17 protein-coding genes and 1 riboswitch are annotated in these 21,099 nt (G+C 73.6%); of the genes, 6 read left to right on the top strand and 11 right to left on the bottom strand.

Annotated features, from left to right (window positions below):
- Window positions 1-147: 147 nt before the first annotated feature.
- From ABZ836_RS24565 to ABZ836_RS24555, 3 genes are all read right to left on the bottom strand, one after another.
- Window positions 148-1,371 (bottom strand): nucleotide pyrophosphatase/phosphodiesterase family protein, encoded by a 1,224-nt coding sequence (locus tag ABZ836_RS24565; RefSeq protein WP_361145463.1) that lies wholly within the window; start codon window positions 1,369-1,371, stop codon window positions 148-150.
- Window positions 1,371-1,958: a DUF5998 family protein gene (locus tag ABZ836_RS24560; protein ID WP_356133706.1), complete on the bottom strand. Its 588-nt coding sequence runs from the start codon at window positions 1,956-1,958 to the stop codon at window positions 1,371-1,373. The genes ABZ836_RS24565 and ABZ836_RS24560 overlap by 1 nt, the downstream gene beginning before the upstream one ends.
- Before the next feature lie 141 nt (window positions 1,959-2,099).
- The gene (locus ABZ836_RS24555) at window positions 2,100-5,180 is read right to left on the bottom strand and encodes a GNAT family N-acetyltransferase (RefSeq protein ID WP_361145460.1); all 3,081 of its coding nucleotides are present in this window, start codon (window positions 5,178-5,180) and stop codon (window positions 2,100-2,102) included.
- A 184-nt stretch (window positions 5,181-5,364) separates the two neighbouring features.
- On the opposite strand from ABZ836_RS24555, the gene ABZ836_RS24550 reads away from it, so the two are divergent.
- Window positions 5,365-5,661, top strand: coding sequence for an HPr family phosphocarrier protein (locus ABZ836_RS24550; RefSeq protein WP_356133851.1), 297 nt, complete (start codon window positions 5,365-5,367; stop codon window positions 5,659-5,661).
- A gap of 155 nt (window positions 5,662-5,816) precedes the next feature.
- Here ABZ836_RS24550 and ABZ836_RS24545 read toward each other — a convergent pair whose 3' ends face one another.
- From ABZ836_RS24545 to ABZ836_RS24530, 4 genes are all read right to left on the bottom strand, one after another.
- Entirely contained in the window at window positions 5,817-6,524 is a 708-nt protein-coding gene (locus tag ABZ836_RS24545; protein ID WP_361145457.1) for a GntR family transcriptional regulator, read from the bottom strand.
- 191 nt (window positions 6,525-6,715) lie between these two features.
- Complete coding sequence (locus ABZ836_RS24540; protein ID WP_361145454.1) at window positions 6,716-7,459, bottom strand: M23 family metallopeptidase; 744 nt, start codon at window positions 7,457-7,459, stop codon at window positions 6,716-6,718.
- A gap of 13 nt (window positions 7,460-7,472) precedes the next feature.
- A riboswitch (cyclic di-AMP (ydaO/yuaA leader) is annotated at window positions 7,473-7,663 on the bottom strand.
- Between the two features lie 207 nt (window positions 7,664-7,870).
- On the bottom strand, window positions 7,871-9,259 hold the full coding sequence (locus ABZ836_RS24535) for a pitrilysin family protein (RefSeq protein ID WP_356133713.1): 1,389 nt from the start codon (window positions 9,257-9,259) through the stop codon (window positions 7,871-7,873).
- Entirely contained in the window at window positions 9,256-10,611 is a 1,356-nt protein-coding gene (locus ABZ836_RS24530) for a pitrilysin family protein (RefSeq protein ID WP_356133715.1), read from the bottom strand. Before ABZ836_RS24530 ends, ABZ836_RS24535 begins: the two co-directional genes overlap by 4 nt.
- Window positions 10,612-10,876: 265 nt before the next feature.
- Between ABZ836_RS24530 and ABZ836_RS24525 the strand changes: the two genes are divergently transcribed.
- Window positions 10,877-11,323 carry a hypothetical protein gene (locus tag ABZ836_RS24525; protein WP_361145451.1) on the top strand — a complete coding sequence of 149 codons (447 nt, stop codon included), beginning with the start codon at window positions 10,877-10,879 and terminating at the stop codon, window positions 11,321-11,323.
- 132 nt (window positions 11,324-11,455) lie between these two features.
- Window positions 11,456-13,912 carry a DNA topoisomerase IV subunit A gene (locus ABZ836_RS24520; protein WP_361145449.1) on the top strand — a complete coding sequence of 819 codons (2,457 nt, stop codon included), beginning with the start codon at window positions 11,456-11,458 and terminating at the stop codon, window positions 13,910-13,912.
- 164 nt (window positions 13,913-14,076) lie between these two features.
- Here ABZ836_RS24520 and ABZ836_RS24515 read toward each other — a convergent pair whose 3' ends face one another.
- Window positions 14,077-15,237, bottom strand: coding sequence for a GTP-binding protein (locus ABZ836_RS24515; protein ID WP_361145446.1), 1,161 nt, complete (start codon window positions 15,235-15,237; stop codon window positions 14,077-14,079).
- 317 nt (window positions 15,238-15,554) lie between these two features.
- Between ABZ836_RS24515 and ABZ836_RS24510 the strand changes: the two genes are divergently transcribed.
- Complete coding sequence (locus tag ABZ836_RS24510) at window positions 15,555-16,112, top strand: DUF6082 family protein (RefSeq protein ID WP_361145443.1); 558 nt, start codon at window positions 15,555-15,557, stop codon at window positions 16,110-16,112.
- Window positions 16,113-16,166: 54 nt separating this feature from the next.
- Here ABZ836_RS24510 and ABZ836_RS24505 read toward each other — a convergent pair whose 3' ends face one another.
- Window positions 16,167-16,925 (bottom strand): hypothetical protein, encoded by a 759-nt coding sequence (locus tag ABZ836_RS24505; RefSeq protein WP_361145440.1) that lies wholly within the window; start codon window positions 16,923-16,925, stop codon window positions 16,167-16,169.
- Between the two features lie 400 nt (window positions 16,926-17,325).
- On the opposite strand from ABZ836_RS24505, the gene ABZ836_RS24500 reads away from it, so the two are divergent.
- Window positions 17,326-17,565 (top strand): hypothetical protein, encoded by a 240-nt coding sequence (locus tag ABZ836_RS24500; RefSeq protein WP_356133727.1) that lies wholly within the window; start codon window positions 17,326-17,328, stop codon window positions 17,563-17,565.
- Between the two features lie 129 nt (window positions 17,566-17,694).
- Window positions 17,695-18,639: a sucrase ferredoxin gene (locus tag ABZ836_RS24495; RefSeq protein ID WP_361145436.1), complete on the top strand. Its 945-nt coding sequence runs from the start codon at window positions 17,695-17,697 to the stop codon at window positions 18,637-18,639.
- Window positions 18,640-18,820: 181 nt separating this feature from the next.
- Here ABZ836_RS24495 and ABZ836_RS24490 read toward each other — a convergent pair whose 3' ends face one another.
- Together ABZ836_RS24490 and ABZ836_RS24485 are read right to left on the bottom strand one after the other, a co-directional pair.
- Complete coding sequence (locus tag ABZ836_RS24490; protein WP_356133730.1) at window positions 18,821-20,413, bottom strand: cation acetate symporter; 1,593 nt, start codon at window positions 20,411-20,413, stop codon at window positions 18,821-18,823.
- Window positions 20,410-20,928, bottom strand: a complete 519-nt coding sequence (locus tag ABZ836_RS24485) for a DUF485 domain-containing protein (protein WP_361145434.1) — start codon at window positions 20,926-20,928, stop codon at window positions 20,410-20,412. Before ABZ836_RS24485 ends, ABZ836_RS24490 begins: the two co-directional genes overlap by 4 nt.
- Between the last annotated feature and the right edge of the window lie 171 nt (window positions 20,929-21,099).

Raw genomic sequence — 21,099 nt, 5'->3', positions numbered from 1 at the left:
GCGAACGCCCGGGAGCGTCGGCCGACGTGCCGCGGTCCATCGCTGCGGAGCAGAACACCGGCTCTGGCATGACAGGTCGAGGGCCTTTCGGTCGGCGTGCGGAGGGGGCAGGAGGCGGGGGCGGGAGGCGGGTGACGGCGGCGGCCGTCAGGTGCGGACTTCCAGGAGCGGGACGAACTGCTCGGCGGGCGTCATCGAGCCGTGGTTGCCGACCATCAGGGACTCCTTGGGCTCCCGTTCCGAGGCGATCAGCAGCACGTCGTCCCGCGCCGCCGCGATCACGTCGCCGAGGCGGTCGTACACCCGCTCGTCGACGTGCGGGCCGAACCAGCCGGCCGCGATCGCCTCGTCCCGCGAGGCGATCCAGAACTGCTCGCCGAGCACCTCGCGCCAGACGGCGAGGACGTCGCCGGCCGCGCCCGGGACCGCGTACACGTGCCGGGCGCGGCCCTCGCCGCCCAGCAGCGCGACGCCGGCCTTCAGCTCCCAGTCCTCGTCGACGTCGATCCGGTGCTCCTCGTCGAACGGAACGTCGATCATCCCGTGGTCGGCGGTGACGTAGAGGGCGCTGCGCGGCGGAAGCTGCTCGGCGAGGCGCTGGACCAGGCGGTCGACGTAGGCGAGCTGTCCGCGCCAGGTGTCGGAGTCGATGCCGAACCGGTGGCCCGCGCCGTCCACCTCGGAGTAGTACGTGTAGACCAGCGCCCGGTCGCCCGCGGCGAGCTGCTCGGCGGCGAGGTCGACCCGTTCCTCGCCCGAGAGGCGGCCGTGGAAGGTGCCGCCGCTGAGCGCGACCTGGGTGAGCGGCGTGGTCGCGAAGGCCGGGGAGGACACCTGCGCGGCGTGCACGCCGGCCGCCTCGGCCATGCGGAAGACGGTCGGGTGGGGCTGCCACAGCGCCGGGGGGGTCCACGGGTTCCAGCGGAGCTGGTTCATCAGCTCGCCGGTCTCCGGGTTGCGGACCGTGTAACCGGGCAGGCCGTGCGCGCCCGGCGGCAGGCCGGTGCCGACCGAGGCCAGGGAGGTGGCGGTGGTCGCCGGGTAGCCGGCCGTCAGGGGGCGGCCGGTGCCGCCGCGCGAGGAGGCCAGCAAAGAGTTCATGAAGGGCGCGTCGTCGGGGTGCGCCTTCAGCTGCTCCCAGCCGAGGCCGTCGACGAGGAAGACGCACGCCCGGTCGGCGGGGGCGAGTTCGGTGATGGCCGGGCTGAGCCCCGGCACGCCCATGCCCGCGGCCAGGGTGGGCAGCAGGTCGGCGAGGGAGCCGCTGCCGTACTCGGGGACGGGCGCGGAGGCCGGCGGAAGCGGCTCCGGGTGACCGGGGACGGCGGCGGCGTTGGCCCGCTCCCAGTCGTCCCATGCGGCGTGGGACATCAACGGGCGTTGTCCGCGATCGCCTCGGAGAGCGCCTGCGCGAAGGCGAGCGCCTGGGCGACCGTCTCCGGGCCGTCGCCGGCCTCGCTGACGCGCAGGGAGAGGTCGTCGGCGGTGGAACTGCCGGTGTAGCCGTGGTCGGCGTCGCAGTTGGGGTCGCCGCAGGCGGCCGGCTCCAGGTCGATGCGGGCGACGGCGCCCCAGCCGATGGTCAGCACGACCTCGCGGGGCAGCCGGCCCGGCGTGTAGGTCTCCGGGTCGGAGACGACGCGGCTGACCACCACGGAGGCGATCTTCTCCAGCTTCACCGACTCCGTGGACGTCGTCGCGTACGGGGACGGGGAGCTGCTGTCGGCGTTCTGCTCGTCGGTGTGGCTGACGATGAAGCGGTTGCCGGTGAGCACCAGCACCGTCACATGGCGGCGGACCTCGTTGGCGTCGAAGGTGGTCTCCTGATGGACCAGGAACGACCGGACGGGCTCGCCGCCCACGGCGGACTCCACCGCCTCGGCCACGAGGGCCGGGTAGTAGCCGCTGCGCTCGATCGCCGCGCGCAGCCCCTGGGTCGTCGTACTGGTCTTGGCCATGACGTCCATCCTACGGCGGCGCACGGACTGCCCGGACCGCCCGGGAGCGGTCCGGTTCGCCCCGTCGCGCGGCGTGCGGGCCGGGCGGGGTCCCGTGCGGGGCCGGTCGTGTGCCTGGTGCCGTGCGGGCCGGGTGGCCGGTCAGTACTGCGGCAGCGTACGCGGTCCCTGGTCGTCGCGGGCGGGCGGGTGCGCCAGTCGCACCGAGGCGCCGAGCACGCTCACACCGCGGGGGGCGACGACCACCGGCTCCAGTGTGACGGCCACCACCTCGGGGTGGTCGTCGACCAGGCGTGACACCCGCAGCAGGAGCCGCTCCAGGGCGTCCGTGTCCACCGGGGCGGCGCCGCGCCAGCCGAAGAGGAGGGGCGCGGTCCGCACCGAGCGGATCATGGCCGCGGCGTCGCGGTCGGCGACCGGGATCAGCCGGTGCGAGAGGTCGCCGAGCAGCTGGGAGGGGGCGCCGGCCAGGCCGAAGGAGAGCACCGGGCCCGCGGCGGGGTCGATCACGGCGCGGACCAGGGTGTCCACACCGCGCGGCGCCATCTGCTGCACCACCGGGCGGACCTGCTCGGCCCCGCCGAACAGCTCGGCCAGTTCGGCGAAGGCGCGGCGGACCTGCTCCTCGTCGGCCAGGTCGAGCCGGACGCCGCCGAGGTCCGCGCGGTGCCGCAGGTGCGGGGCGGTGGTCTTCAGGGCCACCGGGAAACCGATCCTGCGGGCCGCGGCGACGGCCTCGTCGGCCGTGCCGGCGGGGACGGCGCGGCGTACCGGGACGCCGTAGCGGCGCAGCAGGGCATGGGTCTCCTCGGGGCCCAGCTCGACACCGACGTCCGGCCCCGCCTCGGCGGCCGGTCCGGTCCCGGCGGCCGACCCGGCGCCGACGGCCGGTCCCGTCCCGACCGTGGGCCTGGTCCCCGCGGCGGGGCCGGTCCCCGCGGCGCCCGGGGCGTCGGCGAGCAGCGTGTCGATGAAGGAGGCGGCCTCCTTCTCGTCGATGTCCTCGAACTCGGGCACCCGGCCCGCCTCGGCGGCGTCGCGGCGCCAGCCCGCGTAGCGGACGGCCTCGGCCAGGGCGCGGACCGCGCGTTCGGCGGCGGGGTAGGCGGGGATCAACCGCAGTCGCGTCTCGTCGGGCTGCGGGGTGTACTGCGGCCCGGTGCTCTGCTGATCGGTGCTCTGCTGATCGGTGCTCTGCTGCCCGCTGCTCTGCGGCGCGCCGCTCTGCTGCCGGGCGTCCTGCCGCAGGGCGCTGTCCCCCGCCGGCGCCGCCTCCCCGGACGCCGCGGCCTCCCCGGCGTCCTCCGGCCGTGCCTCCGCCGCGGCCCGGGCCTGGGGCGCGGTGACGGCGGCGGCGGAGAGCGCCTCGGCCAGTCCGCCGAGTTCCACGTGGACGACCAGGACGGGCTTGTCCGGCGCGTCGGCCCCCGCGGTGCGCAGGGCCTCCGCGAGCGCGGCGTCCGCCGCCGTGCCCCCGTCGCCCGCCGCCTCGTCGATGCGGGGGATGGCCGTGACCACCACGGCGTCGCTGCCGGGGTCGGCCAGGGCGCGGGAGAGCGCGCGGTGGAAGTCGTCGGGGGTGGCGGCGGTGGTGAGGTCCAGCGGGGGCAGCGGTTCCAGGCCCTCGGCGAGACAGGCGTCGTAGGTGAGCAGGCCCAGCGACTCGGAGTTGCCGAGGATCGCCACCCGGGGGCCGGCGGGCAGCGGCTGACGGGCCAGCAGGAGCCCCGCGTCGACCAGTTCGGTGATGGTGTCGACGCGGATCACGCCGGCCTGGCGGAGCAGCGCGGAGACGGTGTCGTGCGACAGCCGGGTGGCGCGCACGGCATGGCCCTGGGGCACGCCGCTGTGCCGGGCGCCCTGCACCACGACCAGCGGTTTGGCCGCGGCGGTGCGCCGGGCCAGCCGGTTGAACTTCCGCGGGTTGCCGATGGACTCGAGGTACATCAGCGCGACGTCGGTCTCCGGGTCGTCGTACCAGTACTGGAGGACGTCGTTGCCGGAGACGTCGGCGCGGTTGCCGGCCGAGACGAAGGTGGACACCCCGGTGACGCCGGTGACCCCGCCGTCACGCCGGTGGAGGCGGGAGAGCAGGGCGACGCCGATGGCGCCGGACTGGGTGAACAGGCCGATCCGCCCGGCGCGGGGCATCTCGGGGGCGAGGGAGGCGTTGAGCCGGACGTCGGCCGCGGTGTTGACCACGCCGAACGCGTTGGGCCCGATGACACGCATGCCGAACGCGCGTGCCCGGCGCACCAGTTGACGCTGCCGTTCCCGCCCCTCGGGGCCCAGCTCGGCGTACCCGGCGGAGAGGACGACCAGCCCCTGCACGCCGTGCGCCCCGCACTCGTCGACGACCTCGGGCACCCGGTCGGCGGGGACGGCGACCACGGCGAGGTCGACCGGCCCGTCGATCCCGGCGAGCGAGCGGCGGGCGGGGACGCCGTCGAGCTCGGTGAGGTCCTCGGGGAAGGACGGGTTGACGGCGTGGAGGGCGCCGGTGAAGCCGCCGTCACGCAGGTGCTCCAGCACGCTGCGGCCCACGCCGCCCCTGCCGCGGCTCACGCCGACGACCGCGACCGAGCCCGGGGCGAGCAGCCGCCGCACGGAGCGGGCCTCGGCACGCTGCTCGCGGGCCTGCTGGACGGCGAGCGAGCGGTCGGTGGGCTCGAGGTCGAGGTGCAGGCGGACCACGCCGTCCTCGAAGCTGCGCTTCTGGGCGTATCCGGCGTCCGTGAACACCTTGATCATCTTGGTGTTGGCGGGCAGCACCTCGGCGGTGAAGCGGCGCACGCCCCGTTCCCGGGCGACGGCGGCGATGTGCTCCAGCAGCGCGGAGGCGACACCGCGGCCGTGGTGGGCGTCCTGCACCAGGAAGGCGACCTCGGCCTCGTCGGCGGGCGAGGAGGCGGGCATGCCGGTGGCGTCGACCCGGTCGTAGCGGACGGTGGCGATGAACTCGCCGCCGAAGGTGGCCGCGAGGCCGACCCGGTCGACGTAGTCGTGGTGGGTGAACCGGTGCACGTCCTTGGCGGACAGGCGGGGGTACGGGGAGAAGAACCGCAGGTACTTCGACTCGTCGGAGACCTGCTCGTAGAAGCTGACCAGGCGTTCCGCGTCGTCCTCGGTGATGGGCCTGACGTGGGTGATGCCGCCGTCGCGGAGCACGACGTCGGCTTCCCAGTGTGCGGGGTACTCGTGACGGTCCGACGGGCTCTGCATGCCGCAAGCCTACGGCGCGCGGCCGCTTCGGGCGCGGGGCCGGTGGGCCCCGGTCCGCCGGGGGCGGGACGCACCGGCCAGGAGGGCCGCAAGGCGCCGCGGGGACGACGGGAGCCACGAGGACCGCGAGGACCGCGAGGACCGCGACGTTCACGACGAGAAGGAGGAGAGCGAGGTGCCGGAGATGGCCGAACGGCGGGTGAGGGTGGCGGGACCGGACGGGCTGCACGCCCGGCCGGCGGCGCGCTTCGTGCGCGCGGCGCAGGAGTCGGGGCTGCCGGTGCGGGTGGCCCGGGCGGACGGGGCCGGGGCGGGGCCGGTGAGCGCCGCGTCGATCCTGAAGGTGCTGGGCCTGGGGGTGCGGGGGGGCGAGGAGATCGTGCTGTCCTGCGAGGGCGAGGGCGCCGAGGCGGTGCTGCGCCGTCTCGCGGACCTGGTGTCGCAGCCGCCGCCGAGGGGGCCTGGACACGCGATGCTCTGAACACCTGCGCCTGGAACGCCGCTTTCCCCTCCGCCGTGCGCGCCGTCCGCATTTCCGGGCAGGCAAAAGCGCCGGGCAACACCTCGGACCGAAGAAAGACCGAAGGAATAGGCATGCGGTAACGAATTCCTTCGCCCTTGTATACGGCCTCGGTGTTAAGTGGAGAGGCCGCTCGTGTTTACGGCATGTTGCGAAGTCCTCACCACGTCCGGGCGCACCGCGCTTCCGCGGTTCTGCCCGGGAATGCGGAGCCGGTGCAGGGCGAGCGAGCGTTCGGTGTGCAGGGCGGTCGTCTGCCGGGCCCGCTCGCCGTCCCCGCGGGCCACGGCGTCGACGATGGCGCCGTGCTCGGCCCAGGTCTCGGTGGGCGCCGGCAGCGGGTCCACCGAGTACATCCAGGCGATCTTGTGCCGGAGCTGAGTGAGGGACGAGGTCAGGGCGCCGCTGCCGCAGGCCTGTGCGAGCGTCTCGTGGAACCAGCCCCCCAGGGATCGCAGGTCCTCGCCGTAGCCCCGCCGCGCCCGCTCCTGCCCCAGCCTGACCAGGCCACGGAGGACTTTCAGGTGGGCCTCGGTGCGGCGCTGCGCGGCCCGGGCGGCGCCCAGCGGCTCCAGCAGCAGCCGCATCTCCAGCAGGTCCGCGGCCTCCTGCTCGGTCGGCTCGGCCACACAGGCCCCGGCATGGCGCCGGGTGACCACGAAGCCCTCCGCCTCCAGGGTGCGCAGCGCCTCGCGGACCGGGACCCGGGAGACCCCGTAGCGCCGGGCGAGCAGTTCCTCGGTCAGCCGGCTTCCCCGCTCGTGGACGCCTGCGACGATGTCGTCCCGGATCGCCGTGCATACCGAATGCGCGGGAATACGCATGCCGACCTCCGCCTCGATGAATGAATTGACTCTAAGGCAATCGACGGCGATTTCCGACGGGAAGGCCCCGCGGACGGGGAATTTTTGGCCGTGGCCCGCCCGGTGCGTCCGGTGCGCCCGGAATCCTTCCGGAACGACGAAAAGCCCCCGCCCGGGAAACCGGGCGGGGGCTTTCGCGTGTGCGGGTGGCGTCAGAGGTTCACGCCGTGGGACCGGAGGTAGGCGACCGGGTCGATGTCGCTGCCGTACTCGGCGGTCATCCGCGCCTCGAAGTGGAGGTGCGGCCCGGTGACGTTGCCGGTGGCGCCGGAGCGGCCGATGTGCGCGCCGGGGGTCACGGCCTGGCCGGGGGTGACGCTGACCGAGGAGAGGTGGCCGTACTGGGTGTAGGTGCCGTCGTGCATCTTGATGACGACCTGGTACCCGTAGCTGCCGCCCCAGCCGGCCTCGACCACGGTGCCGCGGCCCACCGAGCGGACCGGGGTGCCGGCGGCGGCGTGGAAGTCGACGCCGGTGTGGCTGCCGGAGGACCAGACGGCGCCGCCGGCCTGGTAACCGGTGGAGACGTAGGAGCCGGCGATGGGGCTGACGAACATGGTGAGGCGGCGCAGGCGCTCGCGCTCGGCCTCGCGGGCGGCGCGGCGCTCGGCCTCCTCGCGCTCCTCGCGGGCCTTCGCGATGGCGGCCTTCTCGGCGGCCGCCCGCTCCTGGGCCTCGGCCTGCTCGTCGATCTGGTCGGCCACCCGGTCGCCGATGGTGACGACGGGCAGCAGGCCGGTGGTCTCGTTGACGGACGTCTCGGCGGCGGAGGCGGGAGTGGCCAGGGTGCCGACGACGCCGGTGGTGGTGAGAGCGGCGAGGCCTGCCAGGCCGGCGGTGGTACGGCTGGTCCGGCCGGGACGGCGGTGCCTGCCGGAGGCGCAGTTGAACGCCATGAAGTGGCTGAGTCCTTTCCTTCCCTCTCGCCGGCCGGGTTAGCTGTCGGGTTCGGAGCAGGAAGGTCTCCTACGGGCTTCTCCCACCGTGCGCACGCTGTGCGCGCGCCGTGCGGAAGGCACCCGATTCACCCCAGGGGATGCCGCTTGTGGGTCCCCGGCTCCCCTGGCTCGCGCCGTACGGGGATTAGGCGATGACTGCCCGGCGCCGCGGGCGCGGCGCACAAGTGTGGCGGACAGCCGGACCGAAGCTAATGGCGTGATCATTCGGATCACAAACGGATCAAGGCTTTTGTAGCGCATCCCACAGGGCAAACCGGACGCTTCCCTACGCAACGCATGTTGTCCGGGACGAAACGGGCCCCGGCGACCGGATGGGTCACCGGGGCCCGAACCGGCTTGTACGGGCGGTTACTCCGCGCCGACCACCGTCACCTCGCCGATGCCCAGGTCGCGGACCGGGCCGGCGATCTGCGCGGCGTCGCCGACGAGGACCGTGACCAGGCGGTCCACCGGGAAGGCGCTCACCGCGGCCGCCGTGGCCTCCACGGTGCCGGTGGCGGCGAGCTGCTGATAGAGCGTCGCCTGGAAGTCGTCCGGCAGGTGCTGCTCCACCTGGTCGGCCAGGGTGCCGGCCACCGCGGCGGCCGTCTCGTACTTCAGCGGGGCGACGCCCACCAGGTTCTGCACCGCGGTGTCGCGTTCGGCGTCGGTGAGGCCGCCCTCGGCCAGCGTGCGCAGCACCTGCCACAGGTCCTGCAGCGCCGGGCCGGTGTTGGGGGTGTCCACCGAGCCGCTGATGGCCAGCAGGGCCGCGCCCGAGCCGTCGGGCGCGGAGCGCAGGACCTGGGCGAAGGAGCGGACTCCGTAGGTGTAGCCCTTCTCCTCGCGCAGCACCTTGTCCAGCCGGGAGGTGAGCGTGCCGCCGAGGCAGTAGGCGCCGAGCACCTGGGCCGGCCACACGCGGTCGTGCCGGTCCGGACCGGTACGGCCGATGAGCAGCTGGGTCTGCACCGAGCCCGGGCGGTCCACGATCACCACGCGGCCCGTGTCGTCCGCCGTCACCGCGGGCACCGGGTGCGGGTCGGCCGGGGAGCCCGTCCACGCGCCGAGGGTCTCGGCCAGCAGGGCGTCGAGGTCGACGCCGGTGAGGTCGCCCACCACCACGGCGGTCGAGGTGGCGGGGCGGACGTGCCGCTCGTAGAAGGCGCGCACGGCGGCCGCGTCGATCTTCCCGACCGTCTCCTCGGTGCCCTGACGGGGGCGCGCCATCCGCGAACCGGCCGGGAAGAGCTCCTTGTAGAGCTCCTTGGCGGCGCGGCGGGCCGGGTTGGCCAGCTCGTGGGGGATCTCGTCGAGCCGGTTGCGGACCAGCCGGGACACTTCGTCCTCGGCGAACGCGGGGGCCCGCAGCGCGTCGGCGAGCAGCCCGAGGGCCTTGGGCAGCCGGGAGACCGGCACCTCCAGCGAGACCCGCACGCCGGGGTGGTCGGCGTGCATGTCCAGCGTGGCGCCGCACCGTTCGAGCTCGGCGGCGAAGTCCTCCGCGGAGTGCTTGTCGGTGCCCTCCGCGAAGGCGCGCGCCATGATGGTGGCGACGCCGTCCAGTCCGGCGGGCTCCGCGTCGAGCGGCGCGTCCAGCAGCACCTCGACCGCCACGACCTGCTGTCCGGGGCGGTGGCAGTGCAGGACCGTCATGCCGTTGTCCAGCGCGCCGCGCCCCGGGGCGGGGAAGGCCCACGGCTTGGGCTCGCCGGCCTGCGGCATCGGGTGGAACTCCATCGTGGCCAGCTCGGTCACTTGGCCTCCTCCTCGTTCTCGTCGGTGGCGGCCTCGTCCTCGCCCTCCGGGGTGATCGGCTCGTACACCAGCACCGCGCGGTTGTCGGGGCGGAGCCGGGCCTTGGCCACCTCCTTGACCTCCTCCGGCGTCACCTCCAGGACGCGGCGGACGGCGGTCAGGGCGAGCTGCGGGTCGCCGAACAGCACGGCGTAGCGGCAGAGTTCGTCGGCGCGGCCGGCGACCGTGCCGAGCCGGTCCAGCCACTCGCGCTCCAGCTGCGCCTGGGCGCGCTCCATCTCCGCGGGAGTGGGGCCCTCGGCGGCGAGCCGCGCGAGCTCCTCGTCCACGGCGGCCTCGATCACCGGGACCTCGACGTCCCCGGAGGTCTTGACGTCCAGCCAGCCCAGCGACGGGGCGCCCGCCAGGCGCAACAGGCCGAAGCCGGCCGTCACCGCGGTGCGGTCGCGGCGCACCAGCCGGTTGTAGAGGCGGGAGGACTCGCCGTAGCCCAGGATGGTCAGGGCCACGTCGGCCGCGTCGCAGGCGCGGGTGCCGTCCTCGGGGAGGCGGTAGCCGGCCATCAGGGCGCGGGCCGGGACCTCCTCGCGGACGACCTCGCGGATCTCCTCGCCGATGACCTCGGGCAGCGCGCCGTCCCGGGGGGCCGGCTTGCCGTCGTGGGAGGCGATGGAACCGAAGTACTTCTCGACCCAGGCGAGCGTCTGCTCCGGGTCGATGTCGCCGACCACCGACAGCACCGCGTTGTTGGGCGCGTAGTAGGTGCGGAAGAACGCGCGGGCGTCCTCCAGGGTGGCGGCGTCCAGGTCGGCCATCGAGCCGATCGGGGTGTGGTGGTACGGGTGGCCCTCCGGGTAGGCGAGGGCGAAGATCTTCTCGAACGCCGTGCCGTAGGGGACGTTGTCGTACCGCTGGCGGCGCTCGTTCTTGACGACGTCGCGCTGGTTCTCCATCGACTCGTCGTCGAGGGCGGTGAGCAGGGAGCCCATCCGGTCGGCCTCGAGCCAGAGCGCGAGCTCCAGCTGGTGGGCCGGCATGGTCTCGAAGTAGTTGGTGCGCTCGAAGCTGGTGGTGCCGTTGAGGGAACCGCCCGCGCCCTGCACCAGTTCGAAGTGCCCGTTGCCCTTCACCTGGGCCGAGCCCTGGAACATCAGGTGCTCGAAGAGGTGGGCGAGGCCGGTGCGGCCCCGGACCTCGTGCCGGGAGCCGACGTCGTACCAGAGGCACACCGCGGCGACCGGGGTCAGGTGGTCCTCCGACAGCACCACGCGGAGCCCGTTGGCGAGGCGGTGCTCGGTAGCGGTGAGGCCTCCTGAGCCTGCCTCGGCTGTGGCCGTGTGACCCATGGGCATGTACGTCCCTTCGATCGCGGTTGAACATTGAGAACGTTGAACATTTGAGAACGCTGAGCACGCTGAGCACGCGAACTGCCTGTCACTGTATGCAACCGTGGCGGGGTACCGCCCGGTTCCCGGTACGGCACTTTGCCGCCCGATCCGGGGACGCGCTCCGCCCCCGGGGCCCGGACCCCGCTCCCTCCCGGGCGCGGGGATGTGCTGGGATGGTCGGCGCCCACCGACCTGACGTCCCCGCCGCGGGACAGGAAAGGACGTTCCGATGCGCAAGGCCCTGACCGTCACCGCCGCCCTGGTAACGGGCGCCGTGCTGCTCACCGGATGCGGAGGCTCCGGCGGCGACGAGGCGGCGAAGGGCGGGAGCGCCGCGTCCTCCGCGCGGGCCGAGGAGTCCCCGCGGGCCGAGGAGTCCTCGCAGCCCGCGCCCGCGGAGAAGGGGATCGACGGCACCTGGCGCACCGTCAACGACAGCCCCATCAAGACCCTCGAGATCACCGGGACCGAGGTCGCCACCACCGGCGAGCTGGCCTGCGCCGGCACCCTGGAGGGCGTCAACACCGAGAAGCCGCGGATCACCCTGGACTGCGCGAAGCCGGACCCCGGGCGCACCGAGGGCACCCTGAAGGTCAAGTCGGACGGATCCGCCGTCTCCATCGCGTGGGACGGGCCCGAATGGGGTGGCATGATCGACACCCTGCGCCGGAACTGAATCACCCGCGCCCCCCGCTCGCCGCGCGGTCACCGGCGGGGGGCGCGGTCCGCGCTGTCGGCGGCGAGGGCCACAATGGTGCGCGACAGTCCCCCGTTCATGCTCGCAAGACCGTGAAGGAGCCCGGCAGCGATGGCCCGCCGCAGCACGAAGACAGCATCGCCCGACGATTTCGAGGAGCGGATCCTCGACATCGACGTCGTGGACGAAATGCAGGGCTCCTTCCTCGAGTACGCGTACTCGGTCATCTACTCCCGTGCCCTGCCCGACGCGCGGGACGGCCTCAAGCCGGTGCACCGGCGCATCGTCTACCAGATGAACGAGATGGGCCTGCGCCCCGACCGCGGCTACGTCAAGTGCGCCCGCGTCGTCGGCGAGGTCATGGGCAAGCTCCACCCGCACGGCGACACGTCGATCTACGACGCCCTGGTCCGCCTCGCCCAGCCGTTCTCCATGCGGGTCCCGCTGGTCGACGGCCACGGCAACTTCGGCTCCCTGGGCAACGACGACCCGCCGGCAGCCATGCGGTACACCGAGTGCCGGATGGCCGACGCGACCAGCCTGATGACGGAGTCGATCGACGAGAACACGGTCGACTTCCAGCCCAACTACGACGGCCAGGAGCGGGAGCCGGTCGCGCTGCCCGCCGCCTTCCCGAACCTGCTGGTCAACGGCGCCTCCGGCATCGCGGTCGGCATGGCGACCAACATGCCGCCGCACAACCTCGGCGAGGTCGTCGCCGCCGCCCGCCACCTGATCCGCCACCCGAACGCGGATCTCGACGCGCTGATGAAGCACATCCCCGGCCCCGACCTGCCCACCGGCGGCCGGATCGTCGGGCTCCCCGGCATCCGGGACGCCTACGAGAAGGGCCGCGGCACGTTCAAGATCCGCGCCACGGTCGCCGTGGAGCAGGTCACCGCCCGCCGCAAGGGCCTGGTCGTCACCGAACTCCCCTTCTCCGTCGGGCCCGAGAAGGTGATCGCCAAGATCAAGGACCTGGTCGGCTCCAAGAAGGTCCAGGGCATCGCCGACGTCAAGGACCTCACCGACCGCGAGCACGGCCTGCGCCTGGTCATCGAGATCAAGAACGGCTTCGTCCCCGAGGCCGTGCTGGAGCAGCTGTACAAGCTGACGCCGATGGAGGAGTCCTTCGGCATCAACAACGTGGCCCTGGTGGACGGCCAGCCGCTCACCCTGGGCCTCAAGGAACTCCTCGAGGTCTACCTCGACCACCGCTTCGACGTGGTCCGGCGCCGCTCCGAGTTCCGCCGCGGCAAGAAGCGCGACCGGCTGCACCTGGTCGAGGGCCTGCTGACCGCCCTCATCGACATCGACGAGGTCATCCGCCTGATCCGCTCCAGCGACAACTCCGCCCAGGCCAAGCAGCGCCTGATGGAGAGCTTCGCGCTGTCGGAGATCCAGACGCAGTACATCCTCGACACGCCGCTGCGCCGCCTCACCAGGTTCGACCGGATCGAACTGGAGGCGGAGAAGGAGCGGCTGACCGCCGAGATCGAGGATCTGACCCGGATCCTCGAGTCGGACGCCGAGCTGCGCAAGCTGGTCTCCGGCGAGCTCGCCGCCGTCGCCAAGAAGTTCGGCACCCCGCGGCGCACGGTGCTGCTGGAGTCCGCGGACGCCCCGGCCGCCCTGCCCCTGCAGGTCGCCGACGACCCGTGCCGGGTGCTGCTCTCCTCCACGGGCCTGCTGGCCCGCACGGCGAACGCCGACCCGTTCCCGGCCCAGGACGGCGCCAAGCGGGTCAAGCACGACGCGATCGTCTCCGTGGCCCACAGCACCGCGCGCGGCGAGATCGGCGTGGTCACCTCCGCCGGGCGCCTGCTGCGCGTCAACGTGGTCGACCTGCCGCTCCTGCCGGAGATCCCCGCGGGCACCGCCCCCAACCTGTCCGGCGGCGCGCCCCTCGCCGAGTTCGTGTCCTTCGAGGACGACGAGACGCCGATCTGCCTGACCTCGCTGAACGAGTCCTCCCCCGGCCTCGCGGTCGGCACGCTCCAGGGCATCGTCAAGCGGGTGGTGCCGGACTACCCGGCGGGCAAGGACGAGCTCGAGGTCATCACCCTCAAGGAGGGCGACCGCGTGGTCGGCGCCACCGAGCTGCGCACCGGCGAGGAGGACCTGGTCTTCATCACCGACGACGCCCAGCTGCTGCGCTTCCAGGCCTCGCTGGTGCGCCCGCAGGGACGCCCGGCGGGCGGTGTGGCCGGCATCAAGCTGGCGGACGGCGCCAAGGTCATCTCCTTCACCGCGGTGGACCCGGGCCGGGACGCGGTGGTGGTCACCGTCGCCGGCTCCCGCGGCACGCTCGACGACTCGGTGCAGACTACGGCGAAGATGACGCCGTTCGACCAGTACCCGCGCAAGGGCCGGGCCACCGGCGGCGTCCGCTGCCAGCGCTTCCTCAAGGGCGAGGACTGCCTCTCCCTGGCCTGGGCGGGGCCGGCCCCGGCCCTCGCCACGCAGAAGAACGGCATGCCCGCCGAGCTGCCCGAGACCGACCCGCGCCGCGACGGCTCGGGCGTGGGCCTGCCGAAGACGGTCGCCGTCGTCACCGGCCCTGCCTGACCCGACCCGCGGCCCGCACCTCGGCACGGGCCGCCCCGGCCGCACCTCGGCACGGGGCCGCCCCGGTCCGCACCGCGTCCGAGGGGTCGCCAGGGCCCACGCCGCGTCCCGCCGTCGGCAGGACCGGCGCCGCGCCCCTCGGCAGTTCCGGGGGCGCGGCGCGGTCACTCGCCCTCCGGAGCCTCCACGTGCGGCCCGGCGGCCCCGGCCGCCGGGCCTGCGGCGTCCTCGGCGTCCTCGGCGTCGAGGGCCGCGTCGAGGCCGGCATCGACATCGGCGTCGAGGTCCGCGTCGTCGTCCCCCCGCACGTAGCGCAGCACGCCCCACATGCCGTGCTCGTCGGCCTCCCCCGGCGCCGTGCTCACGCAGGCGGCCAGTTCCTTCTCCAGCCCCGCCGCGTCGATCCCGGAGCCGATCAGCACCAGCCCCGAGCCCCGGCTCCCGTGCGCGCCCCACGGCTCCGGGTAGAACCGCAGGAACCGGCCCACCGCGTGCACCAGGTACCGGTTCCGCGGGTCGTACGCCCCGAAGTCGACCCATCCCTTGATCCGGTACAGGCCCTCCGGCCGCTCGTCGAGGAACCGCATGAGCCGCCGCGGGTCCATCGGCTCCGGCGACGCGAACGACACGCTGTCGTACCCGGCGTGCAGGTGCCCGCCGTGGCCCGCGCCCTCCTCGTGCGGGTGCACGTCGTCGAAGGTCAGCTGCCCGACGCGCTCCTCGGCGGGGCGGCAGTCGAAGAGGAACTCCGGGTCGATCCTCCCGTAGGCCGCGGGCACCACGGCGGCCCCGTCGGCCAGTTCCCCGACCGTGCGCAGCACCGCCTCGCGGTCCGCGGCACGGTCGATCTTGTTCACCACCACCAGGTCCGCCAGCGCCAGGTGCCGGTCGACCTCGGGGTGCCGTTCGCGGGTCGCGTCGAACTCGGCCGCGTCCACGACCTCCACCAGCCCGCCGTAGACCACCTCCGGCTGCTCGCTGGCCAGCACCATCCGCACCAGTTCCTGCGGTTCCGCCAGCCCGCTGGCCTCGATCACGATCACGTCGATGCCGGCCGAGGGCCGGGCCAGCCGGCCCAGGTACTCGTCCAGCTCACCGACGTCCACGGCGCAGCACAGGCACCCGTTCCCCAGCGACACGGTGGAGTCGCCGAGCGCCCCGGCCACCGCCAGCGCGTCGATCTCGATCGCGCCGAAGTCGTTCACCACCGCTCCGATCCGGCTTCCGCCGCTGTGGTGCAGCAGGTGGTTCAGCAGGGTCGTCTTCCCCGCCCCCAGGAACCCCGCCAGCACGACGACCGGAATCTGCGGGGTCTCGCCGCTCATCTCGCGCCCTTCCTCACCGCACCGCGCGCCCGGCGCACGCTGCTCGTCATCGAATGCCGCCGTCAGGATATGGGGACTGTGTAACGGCCATCGGTGAACGATTGTTCACGCCTCGCGCTGGGCAAACGTTTCACCATGGCGCCGGTCCGGGTGACCCGCACGTCCCTCCGTGCGCCTCCCTCTCCGCCTCCCGCCGATCAGAGCCGCTCGGCACCCTGGGAGCGGCAGCACGAAGCAGCGCCACCGCTCGCCGGTCCCCGCCCGCGTCGCCCTCACCGACCCGACCGGCGCTCGGTCGTCCGATTCGGGGGATTGACATGGCCACACAGTTCTTGCGCTCCGCCTTCACGGCGTGCGTGGGCGCCGCCGCCGGCGCGATCACCGCCACCGCGGTCCACCGCCGCGCCCTGGGCGAACTCCGCTCGGCCCTGGACCAGCACCTGGCCCAGATCCGCGCCATGCAGCGCGAGACCAACCTCACGACCCAGCAGCGCCAGCACTGGGCGCTGCTCAGCAAGGCCATCGACGACCCCGACCTCGCCGAGGTCCTGGACGTCTACGAGGGCCCGCCCGTCTCCCCGCGCAAACGGCGCCAGTACCTGTTCGCCAACGCGCTCTACACCAACCTGGTCTTCTACCACCGGCTCGGCAACGTCACCGAGGACGAGTTCATCGGCCACCTGCGCGGAAGTCTGCAGAACCCCCTGATGCGGGAGTACTGGGCGCGCACCACGCACCACCGGGAGAGCCTGCCGCCACGGTCCGACGAAGCGCGGCTCGGCCGCCGGGCCGACGGGCTCCTGGGCGAACTGGAGGACGCCGAGGAGGACTGGTGGGTGGTCGAGCCCCCGCGGGAGCCGGAGGCCGAGACGTAGGTTCCCTCGCCTCCCGAGCGGGGGTCTCCTGAGATCCACCGGCCGGCGAGCGGCTCACGCCGGACCGTCGTCCGCCGCTCCTGGTCCCATGGCGGCGAGGTCCTCGCCCCAGGCGTCCAGCACCTCACCGAGGCCGGCCTCCCGCGCGGCCTTCTCGACGAGCCCGAACAACTGCCGCTGCGGGGGCAGTTCGCCCGTCGCCGAGACGCGGTCCACCGCACGCAGCAGCGCCTCGTTGTCCCAGCCCGGCAGCGGGTGCCGGGCCAGCTCCCACTCCAGGTACTTGTTGTAGGGGCGTGGACGGCGATGGAGCGCGAAGAGCAGTTCCAGGAGGCACCGCACGCTCTCGGCCGCGTCGAGGCGGGCGGCGAGCGGCAGGCCGTCCCGGTGGTTCTTGGCCGAGCGGTAGAGGGAGTTGGCGTAGGCGTCGAGCCATCCGCCGGCGTCCCGGAACGCCTCGTCGGCGTCCAGCCGCACCCGGTCGGCCAGGACGCGGGCGATACCTCCGTCGAGCCGGTCGAGCACGACGCGGGCACGGGCCAGCGCGTACCGCTCCCACGGGGGCACGCCGGCTCCGCGGAACCGGCTGAGGGGAAGGACGACGAGGTCGAGTTCGGCACTGCGGTGGCCCGAGAACCGCATCAGGTCGGTCGTGGCGTCGTCGGCGACGATCACGTACAGGTCGTGGTCGGAGCGCGGGGTGCTCATGCCCTCGTGGGCGCGTGAACCCTTGAGGACGAGACCGAGGACGGCCGGGTCGGCGACGGCGCGTTCGACGAACGCCGCGTAGGTGAGCGGCTGCTGAGCAGTCATGGGTGGGGATCTCCGATGGGTGACGACAGGCGTGCCTGCCGGGACGCCCCCGTGACGAGGCGCCCTGTACCGTCCGCGGCAGCGCGGGGCTGCCGCCGTGGAGATCAACGCACCCCCTGACCCTACCGCTCGGTGGGCTCCTCGCCCACGGCCCTGGCGCGGGCGTACCGGACGTGGCCGGCAGGGAGCGTCCGCCCCTTCACCCTGTCGGGGGGAAGCCGGACCAGTACTCTCCTCGTTGTCAGGACGCCATGGGCCGCCCGTGGGCGATCGCGTGGCACCGCTCCACAAGACGGTCGACGCCCCGCCCCGACACCGTCCGCACCCCAAGAGGGTCGAGGGTTCTTCCCGGCCCGTGCGCGCCGATGTCTGCCACGGTCCGAAAGGGAGAAACCCAACAGTGAGCAAGATCCTCCGCCGTATCGGCGCCTCTCCTCGTGAAAGAGGCAGCGCCACCGGTGCGACATGCCCCGACATCTTCGAGCTGGAGGACGGCAACTTCGCCGTCATCGGCACCGAGGCCACGGCGGAGCTCGACCGGCACCTCCCCTCGGACGCGGCCCGGGCGGAGTACGAACGCATCGTGATCATCAGCCGGGACACCCTGGTGCGGGCCAAGGCGGACATCCCCGACGCCTGACCCGTCGGCCGCAGGCACGGGGCGGCCCCGGCGTGAGGCGGTGCCGGGGCCGCCTCGTTCGTGTGCGGGTCCCCCGAACGCGCGTCGTCGGGCCGCACGGGCCCCACCAGTCAGGTTAGGCTCACCTGTGTGAGTAGGTGCGCAACCGTGTCACGGGTCCTGGACGAGCCCATCGCCGGGACCGCGGTGCACGCGCGGACATGGCTGCTGCTGGAGCAGCCCGGGCCCTGGGGGCCGAAGGCGCTCACCGGGAGCCGCCTGGACCCCGCGCTGGGGCGCGCCCTCGAGGAGGCCGCGGAGGACAGCGGCGTACGGATCGCGCTGATCCGGCGACCCGGCCGTCACGCCGACCACGGCGCTCCCCCGGTGCGTCAGGTGTACGCCGCCCACACCGCGCCCGGCAACGACTGGCTCCACGGCGCCGTCACCACCGAGCCGGAACGGCTGCTGGACATCGACTTCGCGGCGCTCGGCCGTGGCCGGGCCGCCGCCTTCGACGCCGCCCTGCCCGGCGCCGCGCCGCACACCCGCCATCCGCTCGCCTTCGTCTGCACCAACGGCCGCAGGGACCGCTGCTGCGCCCTGCTGGGCCGCCCGCTCGCCGCCGAACTGGAGGCCTCCGGGGTGCCCGGCACCTGGGAGGTCACCCACCTCGGTGGACACCGCTTCTCGCCGACCCTGCTGGTGCTCCCCCACGGCTACGCCTACGGCCGCGTGGACGCCCCCGCGGTGAAGGAGATCCTCCACCGGGCCCGGGAGGGCCAGGTGGCCACCGAGCACTGCCGGGGCCGCTCCGCCTGGCCGCGCCCCGGACAGGCCGCCGAGCTGGCCGTCCGGACCACGACCCGGGTGACCTCGGCCGACGCGCTGGACGTCACGGAGGTGAGCCCGCTCCCCGCCGGTGACGGGGCAGCGCCGCCGTCCTGGGAGGTCACCGTCGCGCACACCGACGGTCGCCGGTGGCGCGTGGTGGTCGCGCAGACGCCTGCCGGGCCGCCCCGGCCCGAGAGCTGCGGAGCGCCCCTCGGCTCGCCGGCCCGGATGGACGTGCTCGAGGTCCGTCGCCGGACGTGAGAGGCACAGGCCTGCGAAGCACAGGCCTGCGAAGCACAGGTCTGAGAAGCACCTGAGAGGCACCTGTCTGCGACGCACATGCCTGAGAGGCGCCCCGACGGGCGACGCGGAACGCCGGGCCGCCCCGCGCGCACGGAGTGGTGCGGCGGGGCGGCCCGGCGTGATTCCGGGGGCGAGGGCGTCAGACCGCTCCCGCTCCGGTGAGGGACCGCACCTCGGTCTCCGCGTGCTTCGCCTCGTCCGGCTCCTCGGAGGACAGCAGCGTGCCGATCCAGCCCGCCAGGAAGCCCAGCGGGATCGAGATCAGGCCCGGGTTCTCCAGCGGGAAGAAGGCGAAGTCCGCTCCGGGGAACATGGAGGTCGGCCGGCCGGAGACCACCGGCGAGAAGACCACCAGTGCCACGGCCGGGACCAGGCCTCCGTAGACCGACCAGACGGCGCCCCGCGTGGTGAAGCGGCGCCAGAAGAGCGTGAACAGCAGCACCGGCAGGTTGGCCGAGGCCGCCACCGCGAAGGCCAGACCGACCAGGAAGGCGACGTTCAGGCCGCCCGAGAGCAGGCTGAGCCCGATGGCGACGACGCCGATCCCCACGGCGGCGACCCGGGCCACCGCGACCTCGCTGCGCGGCTTGGCGCCCGCCTTGCGGAACGAGGCGTACAGGTCGTGGGCGACCGAGGCCGACGAGGAGAGGGTCACCCCGGCGACCACGGCGAGGATGGTGGCGAAGGCGACCGCCGCCACCACCGCGAAGAGCACCGGCCCGCCCGTCGAGTCGGCGCCGCCGCCGAGGTCGAGGGCGAGCAGCGGCACCGCCGTGTTGCCGGCCTCGTTGGACTTGCGGACCTCGTCGCTGCCGACGATCGCCGCGGCGCCGAAGCCCAGCAGAATGGTCATCAGGTAGAAGCCGCCGATGAGGCCGATCGCCCACACCACCGACCGGCGCGCGGCACGGGCCGTGGGCACTGTGTAGAAGCGCGAGAGGATGTGCGGCAGGCCCGCCGTGCCCAGGACCAGGGCGAGACCGAGGCTGATGAAGTCCAGCCGGTCCGTCCAGCTTCCGCCGTACTCGAGGCCGGGGGCGAGGAAGGCGTCGCCGAAACCGCTGTTGTCGGCGGCCGAGGTCAGCAGTTCGTTGAAGTCGCCGCCGAAGCGGACCATCACCAGGACGCCCAGCACCAGCGTGCCCGCCAGCAGCAGCACGGCCTTCACGATCTGGATCCAGGTGGTCGCCCGCATGCCGCCGAGGGAGACGTAGACGACCATCAGGGCGCCGACGCCGATGACCGTCCACGTCTGGGCCGCGCCGCCCGTACCGCCCAGCAGCAGCGCCACCAGGGTGCCCGCGCCGACCATCTGCGCGACCAGGTACAGCACGGAGACGATCACCGACGACGTGCCCGCCGCGATCCGCACCGGACGCTCCCGCATCCGCGCCGCCAGCACGTCGGCGAGGGTGAACCGGCCGCAGTTGCGCACGAGTTCGGCGACCAGCAGCAGCACCACCAGCCAGGCGACCAGGAAGCCGACCGAGTAGAGCATCCCGTCGTAGCCGAACAGGGCGATCAGGCCGGAGATGCCGAGGAACGAGGCCGCCGACATGTAGTCGCCGGCGATGGCAAGGCCGTTCTCCATCGGGGAGAAGAGCCGGCTGCCGGTGTAGAACTCCTCGGCGGAGCCGTGCCGGTTGCGGCCGGCCCAGGTCGTGATGCCGAGCGTCACCGCCACGAAGGCGCTGAACAGGATGAGGACCAAGAACTGGTGGTCGCCCGTCACGCGGCACCCCCGCGGGCGCCGCGCGTGAGCTCCTGGGTGTCCCAGCGGAGCTGGAGCGCGGCACGGTCCCGGCGCAGCCGGGCGTGGCGGGCGTAGGCCCAGGTCAGGAGGAAGGTGGTGAGGAACTGGCCGAGGCCGGCGAGCATGGCCACGTTCACCGAGCCGGCCACCGGGGTCGCCATGAACTCGGTCGCGGTGGTCGCCGTCACGACGTAGGCGACGTACCAGAGGAAGAAGGAGATGAAGGCGGGGACCACGAACTTGCGGTAGCGGCTGCGCACCTCCTGGAAGGCCGCGCTGCGCTGCACCTCCAGGTAGACGTCGGCGGCCGCCCGGTCATCGATCTCCTCCTGCGCCTGGCGCGCGGGCGGCACGGTGGGAGCCTGCTCTCCCGTGCCGTCCGTCTCGCCCCAGCCGAAGGCGAGTGCGTCGTACCAGGGGTCGTCGAACCGCACCTCTCCGGTGTCGCGACCGTCGTGCTTGTTCACCGAAATCTCCTTGTCCCACGGCGCCATTCGGCCGTAGGAACAATGATGGACAGACCGTGAACATCCTGGACTCTTTCGGCAGGTCTCTCACCCCATCAGGTGACCGATATGTCAACGGCCCCGGACGCACCTCCCGCACGGGTGATATGCCGCGGCCCCCGCCCGGTCCGGCGGGGCGGCGAAGGCGGGGCCGCGCCC

Origin of the sequence: Streptomyces sp. NPDC047130, assembly GCF_040643475.1 — a bacterium.
Taxonomy (GTDB): domain Bacteria; phylum Actinomycetota; class Actinomycetes; order Streptomycetales; family Streptomycetaceae; genus Streptomyces.
Note: the sequence above shows the minus strand (reverse complement) of the source record. Positions and strands in the feature narration are given on the sequence as shown.